The 12,380-nt window shown below is 71.9% G+C and carries 9 protein-coding genes and 1 tRNA gene; 2 read left to right on the plus strand and 8 right to left on the minus strand.

The window, feature by feature from the left end:
* Positions 1-45: 45 nt before the first annotated feature.
* The 5 genes from ACFYE3_RS08400 to ACFYE3_RS08420 all read right to left on the minus strand — a co-directional run bounded on the left by ACFYE3_RS08400 (position 46) and on the right by ACFYE3_RS08420 (position 4,741).
* A complete protein-coding gene (locus ACFYE3_RS08400; RefSeq protein ID WP_387607971.1) occupies positions 46-1,035 on the minus strand; it encodes a chitinase in 990 nt (329 codons plus the stop codon).
* A 91-nt stretch (positions 1,036-1,126) separates the two neighbouring features.
* The gene (locus tag ACFYE3_RS08405) at positions 1,127-2,107 is read right to left on the minus strand and encodes a ribose-phosphate diphosphokinase (RefSeq protein WP_368832864.1); all 981 of its coding nucleotides are present in this window, start codon (positions 2,105-2,107) and stop codon (positions 1,127-1,129) included.
* 2 nt (positions 2,108-2,109) lie between these two features.
* Positions 2,110-3,696, minus strand: a complete 1,587-nt coding sequence (gene glmU / locus ACFYE3_RS08410) for a bifunctional UDP-N-acetylglucosamine diphosphorylase/glucosamine-1-phosphate N-acetyltransferase GlmU (RefSeq protein ID WP_387607975.1) — start codon at positions 3,694-3,696, stop codon at positions 2,110-2,112.
* Between the two features lie 142 nt (positions 3,697-3,838).
* Positions 3,839-3,911 (minus strand) — tRNA-Gln (locus ACFYE3_RS08415).
* Positions 3,912-3,973: 62 nt separating this feature from the next.
* Positions 3,974-4,741 (minus strand): hypothetical protein, encoded by a 768-nt coding sequence (locus ACFYE3_RS08420; RefSeq protein ID WP_387607978.1) that lies wholly within the window; start codon positions 4,739-4,741, stop codon positions 3,974-3,976.
* 463 nt (positions 4,742-5,204) lie between these two features.
* On the opposite strand from ACFYE3_RS08420, the gene ACFYE3_RS08425 reads away from it, so the two are divergent.
* Positions 5,205-7,049: an ABC-F family ATP-binding cassette domain-containing protein gene (locus ACFYE3_RS08425; RefSeq protein ID WP_387607980.1), complete on the plus strand. Its 1,845-nt coding sequence runs from the start codon at positions 5,205-5,207 to the stop codon at positions 7,047-7,049.
* Positions 7,050-7,124: 75 nt separating this feature from the next.
* Here the strand turns inward: ACFYE3_RS08425 and ACFYE3_RS08430 are convergent, their stop codons facing one another.
* Positions 7,125-8,303 carry a hypothetical protein gene (locus tag ACFYE3_RS08430; protein ID WP_387607982.1) on the minus strand — a complete coding sequence of 393 codons (1,179 nt, stop codon included), beginning with the start codon at positions 8,301-8,303 and terminating at the stop codon, positions 7,125-7,127.
* Between the two features lie 432 nt (positions 8,304-8,735).
* Here ACFYE3_RS08430 and ACFYE3_RS08435 point away from each other — a divergent pair, with 432 nt between their 5' ends.
* Positions 8,736-9,947: a phosphotransferase gene (locus tag ACFYE3_RS08435; protein WP_387607983.1), complete on the plus strand. Its 1,212-nt coding sequence runs from the start codon at positions 8,736-8,738 to the stop codon at positions 9,945-9,947.
* Between the two features lie 75 nt (positions 9,948-10,022).
* On the opposite strand, the gene ACFYE3_RS08440 is transcribed toward ACFYE3_RS08435, so the two are convergent.
* Together ACFYE3_RS08440 and ACFYE3_RS08445 are read right to left on the minus strand one after the other, a co-directional pair.
* Positions 10,023-10,796 carry a matrixin family metalloprotease gene (locus ACFYE3_RS08440; protein ID WP_387607986.1) on the minus strand — a complete coding sequence of 258 codons (774 nt, stop codon included), beginning with the start codon at positions 10,794-10,796 and terminating at the stop codon, positions 10,023-10,025.
* Between the two features lie 132 nt (positions 10,797-10,928).
* Positions 10,929-12,197, minus strand: coding sequence for a ScyD/ScyE family protein (locus ACFYE3_RS08445; protein ID WP_387607989.1), 1,269 nt, complete (start codon positions 12,195-12,197; stop codon positions 10,929-10,931).
* Positions 12,198-12,380 lie beyond the last annotated feature (183 nt).

Consider the following 12,380-nt stretch of genomic DNA (forward strand, 5'->3'; position numbering starts at 1 on the left):
GCCCGCCCCGTGCGGGCCGCCGCTGCCCGCTGTCCGGCTGACCGGTTATCCGTCGAAGCCCTCGCCGAGGACCCCGGTGAACTCCCCGGCGTCCTGGTCGAGCCCGCTGCAGAAGTCGTTGGCCTCGGCGGGGTCGCCGTCGTCGGGGCCGCAGGACCGGTCCCGGTTCAGGGACCAGTAGGAGAGCCGTCCCACGCCCTGCTCCCGGGCGAAGCGGTTGAGCTCGGCCGCCGCCTCCTGGTCGACGACCTCCCCGGGGACGTCGTTCACCCCGATCATCGGGGTCAGGCCGATGCGGTGCCACACCTCCTCCGCGGAGAGGTCCTGGCCCGCCGCGCCCCACAGCGCCGTGAGCTGGCCGTGGGCGGACCGGACCGCCTCCTCCGAGGCCGCCGCCATGGACTGCCCCGCGGGCTTGCTCTCGCTGTAGTTCATGGTCATGAGGTTGACCCCGGCGAGGTCCACCTCGGCCGCGAGCAGCTGGGCCACGACCTCCACCGGGTCCTGGTCCAGTCCGTGGGGGGCCACCGGCAGCGTCGCCCACACCTCCAGGGGCTCGTCGCGCTCCTCCTGCAGCCGCACCAGCACCTCGGCCCGCCGCTGGTTGGCCTCCTGGTCCTCGAGGTCGTCCAGCTCGATGTCGAAGTCCACGGTGCGCAGGTCGTAGCGGTCGAGCACCGTCCGGTACGCCGCGAGCAGCCGGTCCGGGTCGGTGCAGGCGGTGGCCAGCTCGTCGCCGGCCGCACCGCCGAAGGAGACCACCACGTCACCGCCGGCCTCCCGCAGCCCGGCGATCTGCTGCTCCATCCGCAGGGTCTCCCGGGCCTCGTCGAGCCCGTAGTAGCCGCCCCACGAGGGCGCGCAGGGGTCCTCGGGATCGGCCACCACGAAGCCCAGCACCGTGCGGGACTGCCCCGCGGCCTCCGTCCCGAACTCGAAGTACGGGTAGGACGTGGCGTTGACGTAGCCGCCGAACCACGGCTCGGGCTGGGCCCCGCACCCGGTGAGGGCGAGTCCTGCGGCGCCGATCAGCACCAGGGACCGCAGGCGCCGGGAGCTCCGCGCCGAGCAGCCCCCCACCGCGCGGTGAGGGGCTGCGTCGTCGTCGGCCGTTTCCGGGGCCAGGTCAGGACCTGCCGTCGAACAGGCTGGTCACGGAGCCGTCCTCGAAGACCTCCTGGATGGCGCGGGCGATGAGCGGCGCGATCGAGAGGACCGTGAGGTTCTCGAACTGGTGCTCCGCCGGCACCGGGAGGGTGTCCGTGACGACCACTTCGATGGCGCCGCAGGAGGACAGCCGCTCCACGGCGGGGTCGGAGAACACGGCGTGGGTCGCGGCGATGATGACGTCCTTGGCGCCCTTCTCGCGCAGCACCTGCACGGCGCCGGAGATCGTCCCGCCCGTGTCGATCATGTCGTCGATCAGCACGCAGGTGCGGCCCTCGATCTGTCCCACGACCTCCTTCGAGGTGGCCTGGTTCGGCCGGGTGATGTCGCGGGTCTTGTGCACGAAGGCGAGCGGGCAGCCGCCCAGCAGCTCGGTCCACTGCTCCGCCACGCGCACGCGCCCGGTGTCCGGGGACACCACCGTGACGTTCTCGACGTCGACGACGGAGCGCACGTGCTCCGCCAGCAGCGGGATGGCCATCAGGTGGTCCACCGGGCCGTCGAAGAAGCCCTGGATCTGCGCGGTGTGCAGGTCCACGGACATCAGCCGGTCCGCGCCGGCGGTCTTGTAGAGGTCCGCGATGAGGCGGGCCGAGATGGGCTCGCGGCCGCGGTGCTTCTTGTCCTGCCGGGCGTAGGGGTAGAACGGGGACACCACGGTGATCGACTTCGCGGACGCCCGCTTGAGGGAGTCGATCATGAGCAGCTGCTCCATGATCCACTGGTTGATCGGCGCCGGGTGGGACTGGATGAGGAAGGCGTCCGTGCCGCGCACCGACTCCCCGAACCGCACGTAGGTCTCGCCGTTGGCGAAGTCGTAGGCGTCGGTCGGGATCAGCTCCGTGCCCAGCTCCGAGGCGATGCGCTCGGCGAGCTCCGGATGGGCCCGTCCCGAGACCAGGACCAGCTGTTTGGCACCTGCGTTGGTGATTGCGGTCATTGTTACTCGCTTTCCTCAGTGGTGTCCCCGGCCGTGCCGTGCGCCGTGGTGTCGGCGCCGGTTCCTGCGCTGGAGTGCTCGGTGGTCCCGGACGCGCCGGTCCTGGACGCGGTCGCGGCGCCGTTGCCCAGGGCGCGCGCCGCGGCCTCGGCCGCGGCGGTGCCGGGACGGTGCTCCACGACCCAGTTCTCGACGACCCGCTGCGCCCCCTCCGTCAGGGCCAGGGCCCCGGGCGGCACGTCCTTGCGGATCGTGGTGCCCGCGCCGGAGTAGGCGCCGTCGCCGACCTGCACGGGCGCCACGTACATGTTGTCGGAGCCCATCCGGACGTGGTCGCCGATCACGGTGCGGTGCTTGCGCACGCCGTCGTAGTTGACGAAGACGGAGGCCGCCCCGATGTTGGAGTGCTCACCGATCGTGGCGTCCCCCACGTAGGACAGGTGCGGGACCTTCGAGCCGGTGCCGATCCGGGAGTTCTTCGTCTCCACGAAGGTCCCGATCTTGCCCTGGTCCCCGAGCACCGTGCCGGGGCGCAGGTAGGCGAACGGGCCCACGCTCGCGCGGGGCCCGATCACGGAGCCGGAGCCGTGCGTGCGCACCACGTGCGCGCCCGGGCCGACCTCCACGTCCGTGAGGGTGGTGTCCGGGCCGACGACGGCGTCCTCGCCCACCCGGGTGCCCCCGTGCAGCTGGGTCCCCGGCAGGATCGTGGCGTCCGCGGCGATCCGCACCTGCACGTCGATCCAGGTGCTGGCCGGGTCCACGATCGTCACGCCGTTGCGCATGTGCGCCTCGAGGGTCCGGCGGTTGAGGTGGGCGCCGAGCTGGGCGAGCTGCACGCGGTCGTTGGCGCCCTCGACCTCCCAGCGGTCCTCGATCTTCAGCGCGTCCACCGCGTGGCCGGCCTCGCGGGCCAGCAGCGGGACGTCGGTCAGGTACATCTCGCCCTGCGCGTTGTCCGAGGTGACCTTCGCGAGGCTGGCGCGCAGGACGTCGGCGTCGAAGGCGAAGATCCCGGAGTTGATCTCGGCGACCGCGAGCTCGGCATCGGTGGCGTCCTTGGCCTCCTTGATCTCGCGGAACGAGCCGTCGGCGTCCCGCAGGATCCGGCCGTAGCCGCCGGGCTGCTCGTGGTCCGCGGTCAGCACGGTCACCGCGTTGCCGCGCTCCTCGTGGTGGGCGACCAGCTTCTGGAGGACCTCCGGGGTCAGCAGGGGGACGTCGCCGTAGGTGACCACCACGGTGCCGGCCAGCCGCTCCTGGGCGTCGAGCGCCTCCACGGCCGACTGGACCGCGCGGCCCGTGCCGGGGACCTCGTCCTGGTCGACGATCAGCGCCTCGGGGTCCTGCTCGAGGACGTGCGGGGCCACCAGGTCCCGCTCGAAGCGCACCACGGCCGCCATCCGCCGCGGGTGCAGACTCCTGGCGGCCACCAGGCAGTGCCCGACCATGGAACGACCCCCGATCCGGTGCAGGATCTTGGGGGTCTTGGACTTCATGCGCGTGCCCTTGCCGGCGGCCAGGACGATGACGGCGGCGGGCCCGGCGGTCGCCCCCGGACGGTTCGCAGGGGTCTGGGGGGTGCTCACGGCGGGATGCAGCTCCTCGGTCGTCGATCTGAGAGAGGAGCCGGTGGGCTCACCGGCTCCGGCCCTGTTCCGTCTCACTAGCTTGTGCGCTCGTCGGCTCTGGGACACTCGAGCTTCCGGGCTTTCTGGCGGGATGCGGACGTTCCGCCTCTAGGACTCGAACCTAGACTCCACGGCTCCAAAGGCCGGGGTGCTGCCGATTACACCAAGGCGGAGCACCGCCGTGGAACGGCAGTGGTGCACGCTGTGCACAGGCAGTCACCCTACCACTCGGGCGTCAGGCCCCGGCCGCTCCCGGGCGCCCCAGGATCACGATGATCCGGGCCGTGGCGGCGGCCTCCCGGAGCTCCGGGACGGCGGCGAACAGGTCCTCGACCGCGTCCTCGTCCACCCCGGAGATGATCAGCGGCGCGCGGTCCAGCAGGGGCCGCATCCGCTCGAACGCGGCGGCCGGCCCCTCCCCCGCCTCGGAGGACGCGGCCACGTTCCAGGCCACGGACGCCACGAACTGCGGCTCCACGTCCAGGGTCCCCGCCTCCCGGGCGCGCTCCAGGTACTGGACCAGCTCCACCTCGTCCGCGGTGGCGCCCTCCGTCTCCAGCAGCAGGTGCACCCGGTGGGCCGAGGCGGCCTCGTCGAGCGCGGCGAGCATCGAGAAGATCCGGTCCTCGCTGCGGCCCCGTCCGCCCACGCCGGCCCGGGGCACCACGAGGTACTCCGCGCCCACGCCCGCGGCCAGGGAGAGGTGGTCGTCGAGGACCGCGATGACGCCCTCGTCCGGGATGTCCTCGTCGATCGAGATGTCCGCCCGGAGCATCAGGGGGTCGGCGCCCGCTCCGCGCAGCGCCTCCCCCACCTGCCGCTGCGGCACCGAGCCGAGGTGGCGCCCGATCAGCTGGCCGGGTCCCGCCGGGATCTCCACGGGTCCGGGGTGCCCCGTCACGGCACGGACGGCGGTCTCCAGATCCGTGATCCCGTCCAGCCTGGTGCCCAGGGGGCGCGTGCTCGGGGTCGAGGAGGATCGCTCCGTCGGGTTCTGCTCCATGGCCCCTATGCTCTCACCCGCCCTTGAGCCGCCGCTGAGAATTCCTGTCCGCACATCTGCGCTCCCCCTGCCCATCCCTACCCTTCGGCCCTGCCCGGCGCACCGAGTCCCCAGAGTCCTGCCCCCTCATTCCGTCGAGTCCCCAACGTGGTCGCAATTCCCCACGATTCGGCTTGGGGAATTGCGACCACGTTGGGGACTCGGCGCGCCAAGGCGAGGGAGGTTGGGGATTCGGAGCGTTCGGGGCCCAAGTACTTGGGGACTCGGCGCGCCAGGGCACGGGAGGCTGGGGACTCTGTGCTTCGAGTCCCCAGTGTCTGCACCCCCATTCCGCCGAGTCCCCCATCCCGTCGCAAATCCCCACGATTCGTCCTGGGGAATTGCGACTAGGGTGGGGACTCGGCGGATCAGGACGCCGGAGGGTGGGGACTCGGCGTTCCTGGGGCGCGAGTACCCTTGACGGGTGGCACATCTACTCGGCGGCGAGAACCTGCACCTGGAATTCCCCACCAAGACGGTCTTCGACTCCGTCAGTCTCGGCATCGACGAGGGCGACCGGATCGGCATCGTGGGCCGCAACGGCGACGGCAAGTCCACGCTCATGAAGCTGCTCGCCGGACGGCTGAAGCCGGACGGGGGCCGCGTGACCGTGCGCTCGGGCGTGCGCGTCGGCATGCTCGACCAGGCGGACGTGATGGACCCGGAGCTGACCGTGGGGCACGCCGTCGTCGGCGACCGCGAGGAGCACGAGTGGGCCGGCGACGCCAAGGTGCGGGACGTTCTCGGGGGGCTGGTCAAGGACCTCGACTGGGACGCCAAGCTCGGGGAGCTCTCCGGCGGCCAGAAGCGCCGCGTGGCGCTCGCCGCCCTGCTGGCCGGGGACTGGGACGTCATCTTTCTCGACGAGCCCACCAACCACCTGGACGTGGACGGCATCACCTGGCTGGCCCGCCACCTCAACAACCGCTGGCCCAGGAACCAGGGCGGACTCGCCGTGGTCACCCACGACCGGTGGTTCCTGGACGCCGTGTGCACCGACACGTGGGAGGTGCACGACCGGATGGTGGAGCCCTTCGAGGGCGGCTACGCGGCCTACGTCCTGCAGCGCGTGGAGCGGGACCGGCAGGCCTCCACCATCGAGTCGAAGCGGCAGAACCTCATGAAGAAGGAGCTGGCGTGGCTGCGCCGCGGCGCGCCCGCCCGCACGGCCAAGCCGAAGTTCCGCATCGAGGCCGCCAACCAGCTGATCAACGACGTCCCGCCGCCGCGCGACACCGTGGCCCTGTCCCAGCTGGCGGTTTCCCGGCTGGGCAAGGACGTGGTGGACCTCGAGAGGGTCTCCGTCTCCTACCCCACCGAGGACGACGGTCCGCGGGAGGTGCTCCGCGATGTCACCTGGCTGATCGCCCCCGGCGAGCGCACCGGAATCCTGGGCGTCAACGGCGCGGGCAAGTCCACGCTGCTGGGCCTGGTCACCGGCGAGGTCCAGCCCACGAGCGGGCGGGTCAAGCGCGGGAAGACCGTGAAGATCGCGACCCTGACCCAGCAGCTGTCCGAGCTGGAGGACGTCGCCGAGGACCGGGTCTCGGACGTGGTCGCCTCGAAGCGCACCACCTACCTGGCCGACGGCAAGGAGATGACGCCGGGCCAGCTGCTGGAGCGGCTCGGCTTCACCAACGAGCAGCTCGCCACCCCGGTCAAGGACCTCTCGGGCGGGCAGAAGCGGCGGCTGCAGCTGCTGATGATCTTGCTCGACGAGCCGAACGTGCTGATCCTCGACGAGCCGTCCAACGACCTGGACACCGACATGCTCACCGCCATGGAGGACCTGCTCGACACCTGGCCGGGCACCCTCCTGGTGGTCTCGCACGACCGCTACCTCCTGGAGCGGGTCACCGACCAGCAGTACGCCGTGATCGACGGCCGCTTCCGGCACCTGCCCCGGGGCGTGGAGCAGTACCTGGAGCTCGCCTCCCAGTCCCGCACCGGCACGGCCGCCGGCTCCGCCAACGCCTCGAACCCGCTGGCGGCGACGGGGACGTCGTCGTCGAGCGGGACGACGACGGCGGACGGCGGGCCGAAGCTCTCGGGCGCACAGGCCCGTGCGGCGCAGAAGGAGGTGGGCGCGATCGAGCGGAAGCTGGAGAAGCTGTCCACCAAGGTCGACACCCTCCACGCGGAGATGGCGGCGCACGACCAGTCCGACTACACCGGGCTGGGCCGGATCACGGCCCGGCTGACCGCGGTCCAGGACGAGATCGAGGAGCTCGAGCTGCGCTGGCTCGAGCTGTCCGAGGACCTCGTGTAACTTGCGTTCGACCCGGACATGACCGACCCCTGGCACCGGTGGCGCCAGGGGTCGGTTCCTTCCGTTCCAGTGGGCCTAGCAGGCGTTGGCCCGGTTGCCGCCTTGGCCGGGATTCTTGACGCAGGTACCGGTGGTGCGCGTCTCGGTCTCGACGATCGGCGCCCCGGGAGCCTCAGTCACCACGACCTCGTCCTCTGCGGGTGTCCGTTCCACAGTGACCTCCGGCTCATCCGGAAGCATCTCCTCGGTCACGACTGGCGCGCCCTCATCAGAAGTCACCGTGACGTCCGGCTCAGCCGACAAGACCTCTTCCGTGACCTCCGGCTCCCCGTTGTCGGTGGTCACCGTGACGTCCGGCTCAGCCGGCAAGATCTCTTCCGTGACCTCCGGCTCCCCGGGGCGGGTCGAAACTGTCACTTCTGTCACGCGTTCCGGATCCGGCACGAGGACACCGCTCCCGGGGACGTACTGATAAACAGTAGTTGTCCTAACAGTGGCGGCTTCGGTCGGTTGGGTAGTCGTCACCACGCGTTCCCGCTGCTGCGTCGTCGTGGTCACCACCTCGGTCGGTTGGGTGGTCGTCACCACGCGTTCCCGCTGCTGCGTCGTCGTGGTCACCACCTCGGTCGGTTGGGTGGTCGTCACCACGCGTTCCCGCTGCTGCGTCGTCGTGGTCACCACCTCGGTCGGTTGGGTGGTCGTCACCACGCGTTCCCGCTGCTGCGTCGTCGTGGTGACCGTCTCCATGGGCGTCGTCGTCGTAAGGACGACGGTCGTCTCGGTGGTAGTCGTGTCCACCTCCGTCCGGTCGCACTGCTCGACCTGCTGCTTGGCCTTGTCATTGTTCACACGGCGGCAGTTAGTGGGCGCACCTGGGGCGGTACTCGTGGTGGAGGCGCCACGGACTATCTCTTCCTCGACGACCGGCGGACCGGTCGGCAGCGTCTCCGACACCACGACCGGATCCCCGACGGAGCGCACTTCCTCCTCGACGACCGGCGGACCGTCCGGCAGCGTCTCCGACACCACGACCGGATCCCCGACGGAGCGCACCTCCTCCGTGATCGTCGGGGCCCCGCTGGGCAGTTCCGGGCCCTCCACGGTGGTGACAACCGTGCACCGGGCACCCTGGTTCATACCGGAGAACGTTCCCCCGATTGCGGCACAGGCCATTTGTCGCTGATGGAGCACGCTGTGGGTGGCCAATGCCGCGCCGGACGGGACGAATACCAGCGCGGCGGACGTGATGGCCATGGCGGCGAGCGCCCTGGTTCGCCGGAGACCGGAAGACTTGCGTCCTTCCGCGGAACTCCGGACAGATGGTTCGACAGACATGCTTGTGTACCCCCGGTTGATTCATCGTGCGGTCCGCTCCCCGACCCCCTAGTCGACAAGCCGCACGCTCCGCCCTCATGGACGGCCTCGCCAGTTTGCCCTCGGAGCGATATCGGTCACAACCGGAATCCCATTGTGAAGCAGCGGAACTTAACGCGAGGTCAGCCCTATTCTGGCGGGGACGGAGCACGATGCGGATGAGTCGGACGTCCTCCGCCAGTAGACCATCTGTTCCGCAACAATGCCCCGAAACGCCCGTCCGACTTTTCCACGACTCCGGTCAGGAGCCACCACTTCGCCATGGAAACCCCGCTCCATCGAGCCCACGCACCCGTCGGAGCACAGGAGGCCGTGGCCCTGCTGTCGGGCACCGGGACGGGCCCGGTCCTGGAGGCCGCGCTGGCCCCGGCCGGTCTGTGCCTGCAGCGCTGGACCCGGCGGCGCGTGCACCACCGCCCGGGCGCCGGGGTCACCGCGGTCTTCGACGTCGTGGCCCTGGCCGGCGAGCACCGGGCCGCCGAGGTCGTGTGCGTGAGCACCGCCCCCCCCGGCGGCACGTCCCCGGGAGCGGTGCGGACCCGGCACGAGGGCGTGGACCTCGTGGCGTGGCGGCACCCGCACGACCCCTGGCTGCCCGGGCTGGCCTGGGCGTCCTCGCCCGAGGTCGTCGGCCGGGAGGTCTTCTCCTCCGCCGTGCCCGCGGAACTCACCGAGGTCTCCTACTGGCCCACCCGGCGGGCGGTGCTGCGGGCGGCCCACGGGTCGCAGGTGCGCTACCTCAAGGTGCTGCGGCAGGACCGGGCCGCGGCCCTGCACGCCCGGCACCGGATCCTGCTCGGGGCCGGGCTGCCCGTGCCGGCGCCCTGCGGGGACCCGGTGCGGGACGTGGTGGTGCTCCGGCAACTGCCCGGCACCCCCCTGGCCGTGTCCGTGCGGGACGACGGCGCCGCCGCGCTGCATCCCGAGCACGTGCTCGCACTGCTCGACGCTTTGCCCGCCGCCGCGCTCGAGCTCCCCGCCCGCGCTTCCTGGACGGACCGGGTCCTGGCCTACGGCCACGCGGCCGCGGTGGCCCTGCCGGAGGAGCGCGCACCGATCGAGCGGCTGGCCGCCGCGATCGACGAGGCCCGCCGGGGCACGGATCCCGGCCCGGTGGTGCCCGTGCACGGGGACCTCTACGAGGCCAACCTGCTCGTGGGCCCGGACGTCCGCGGCCCGTTCGGCCCGGTCACCGGTCTGCTCGACGTCGACGCCGTGGGCCCCGGCCACCGCGTGGACGACCTCGCCTGCCTCGTGGCCCACCTGGCGGTCCTGCCCACGGTCCACGACCGCTACGGGCACGCGCCGGCCGCCGCGCAGCGCATGCTCGCCGGCTTCGACGAGGTCGTGGACCCCGCCGCGCTGCGGGTGCGCTGCGCCGGTGTGGCCCTGTCCCTCGTGGCGGGCGCCCGCCGCTCGGGCGGCCCGCCGGACCGGGCCCGACGGCGGCTGGAGATCGCGCAGCGGTTCCTCGGCGAGCAGCGGTTCCCCGGCGCGCGGCGGTTCCCCGGCGCGAACGGCTGACACAGGGCGAGGAGGCAGCAGCAGGCGACTGCTACGGGCCCCGCGGACGGAGCTCGCGGCGGGCGCCGGTCCCGCTCAGTACCGGGGGGAGCGGGCCTCCGTCCGGGCCGTGACCGGCAGCGCCCCGGTGGTCTCTGCGACCGGTGACCCGGAGGCGCTGTAGGGCCGCACGAACCGGACCGGAGTGCCGTTGATGTCGATGAGGTGACCGGCCCAGGCCAGCCGGTAGAGCTCCCTCAGGTCGCCGAGGTCCTCGTCCGTGAGCTTGCTCATCGGCCCGTAGTTCATGATCGAGAACGGGCTGTGCGTCCCGAAGACCTCCGAGGGCCAGGGCTTCTCGAGGTTCGCCGCGAAGAAGTGCCGCAGCCCGAAGACGTGACCGAACTCGTGGATCATCGTCTCGATCTGCTCCTCGTGGGTCTGCTCGAACATCGTGGGATAGACCGTCAGCTCGTGCCGCCCCCCGTCCGGGAAGAACGCGCTGGCCAGGACGCAGCCCTCCGGAGTGCAGTCCGCGGCGTTGCGCAGCACGACCTCGAAGTCCCACAGGTCGGGGTCGTGGGTGAACCGGACCGGTGCGGCCGAGCTCCACCGCACCAGGGCCTCGCTCATGAGCCCGCCGACGATCGACCGGCTCTCCTGCGGGTCGGGAGCGAGCGCGAAGCTGCGCTCCTGGAAGCGCCACTTCAGCATCGACCTCGGTTGCCACAGGGGGATGAACCCTTCGGTGGCGTCGACCACGATCCTGCTCGGGGGCCGGCCTCCCGGCGTGGCGTGGCCCCTGCCCTCGGTGGCGCAGACGAAGCCCTCCGCGATGAGGTGGACCAGATCTTCGGTCATCGGTGCCATGGCTCTTCCTCGCTTCGAAAGTCATTAGCGGGTGGTCCTGCGGGCCTCCGAAGGCCCGTCGGTGCGGTCCGGCGGCGGTGGCGGGCCGGTGCCGCGCCACCGCCGCCGTCGTTCCTCCGGCGCCTGGTCCTGCTACCCGGCGTCCTCCAGGCGGTAGGCGTCGGAGAAGTCCAGCTCCCAGACCGCTCCGCCGCCGACGGCGCCGAACGGGTTCATCGGTCCCTCCGCGATGCCTTCGGCCGGAGCCACGCTGTTGACCGCGGCGTAGACCTCGCCGTGCCGGCCGGTCGCCAGACCGGCCGGCAGCGGGACGTCGACCGCGTACCGGGCGGCGTCCTCCTGGTGCCGGTGCAGCACCACCACCTGACCGGGCACCTGCCCCGGGGTCGGCGGCGCCTCCTCCGCCGGGGTCTCCCCCGGAGGCATCGGCGGCGTGGGCCCGAACAGCTGCGAGACGTACAGGTGCCCGTGGTCCACCGCCACCCCGGTGATCGCGGTGAAGCCGTCCCAGCGGTCCAGCTCGGTGCCGTCCGCGGAGAACTGCACGACCGAGGCCTCCCCCGGACGGATCGACCCCAGCCCACCCACGTAGACGTTGCCGTCCTGGTCAGCGGTCAGAGACGTCGGCACGAACTCGGCCGGGCCGGCCGGATCGTCCGTGCCGTCCGGCAGCACGGTGGTCGGCCACGTGGCCCACGCGGTGACCTCGTACTCCGGCGGGGACTCCTCCGTGGCGGTGGAGAAGTCCGGCTCCACCTTCCACACGGTGTTCGCACCGGCGTCGGCCACGAGCGCGTAGCCGTCCGGCGAGACCTCGTCGTCCTCGTCCACGTACAGGACCGCGTAGGGGTTGGAGTCGATCTGCGCGCCGTCGGGGTTGAGCTCCTCCTCGGCCGCCTGCAGGTCGGCGTACGCGAGCAGGTACTCCTCCCCGCTCTCCTCGGTGCCCGCAACGAGCATCGACCCGCCGCGCGCCTCGAACACCGACAGGTCGAGCCGCTCCGGGTCGTAGCCCGCGACGATGTACTGACCGTCCACGTCCGTGGCGTCCGCGCCGCCGGGTCCCTCCGCGAAGGTCGCGTCCGGTGCCGCGACGGACAGCAGTCCCTCGACCACTGTCGACACCGCGGGCTCGTCCCGGTGGGGGTCCTCGATCAGGGTGACGGCGCCGGTCGGCCCAGCGCACCGCTCGCCGACGCAGTCCGGACCGCCGCGGCCGGCCTCGACCACCACCAGGTTCCCGTCCTGGTCCCGGTTCAGCTGCCGCGGGTTGTCGAGGCCCTCCGCGACCACGCGCGGCCCGGACGGCCTGTCGTCCCCGTGCGCGAGCGCCGCCGGCAGCGGCCCCGCCAGCACCACCACGGCCGTGCACACGCCTGCTCCGAGTCTCTGTCCTGTCATGACCCACCCCCGGTCGGATCCACCCGCGCGCCAGCCGCGCGACAGCCTCAGGCTAGGACCGTGATCCGACCCCCACCAGGAACGATCGTCAACCGTGACCGCCTCTTGACCTACGCGCGGGTAGGTGGCGGAGCGCCGTCACACTGGCCCGTTCCTTGACACCCCCGGCGCCCCGGCGTGCAC

The organism is Kocuria arenosa (assembly GCF_042879215.1).
Lineage (GTDB): Bacteria > Actinomycetota > Actinomycetes > Actinomycetales > Micrococcaceae > Kocuria > Kocuria arenosa.

What these genes read in the sequence shown, in the direction of transcription:
- ACFYE3_RS08445 (WP_387607989.1), bottom strand. Translation starts at nt 12,197, where the DNA reads ATGACAGGACAGAGACTCGGAGCAGGCGTGTGCACGGCCGTGGTGGTG.
- ACFYE3_RS08420 (WP_387607978.1), bottom strand. Translation starts at nt 4,741, where the DNA reads ATGGAGCAGAACCCGACGGAGCGATCCTCCTCGACCCCGAGCACGCGC.
- ACFYE3_RS08430 (WP_387607982.1), bottom strand. Translation starts at nt 8,303, where the DNA reads ATGGCCATCACGTCCGCCGCGCTGGTATTCGTCCCGTCCGGCGCGGCA.
- ACFYE3_RS08405 (WP_368832864.1), bottom strand. Translation starts at nt 2,107, where the DNA reads ATGACCGCAATCACCAACGCAGGTGCCAAACAGCTGGTCCTGGTCTCG.
- ACFYE3_RS08440 (WP_387607986.1), bottom strand. Translation starts at nt 10,796, where the DNA reads ATGGCACCGATGACCGAAGATCTGGTCCACCTCATCGCGGAGGGCTTC.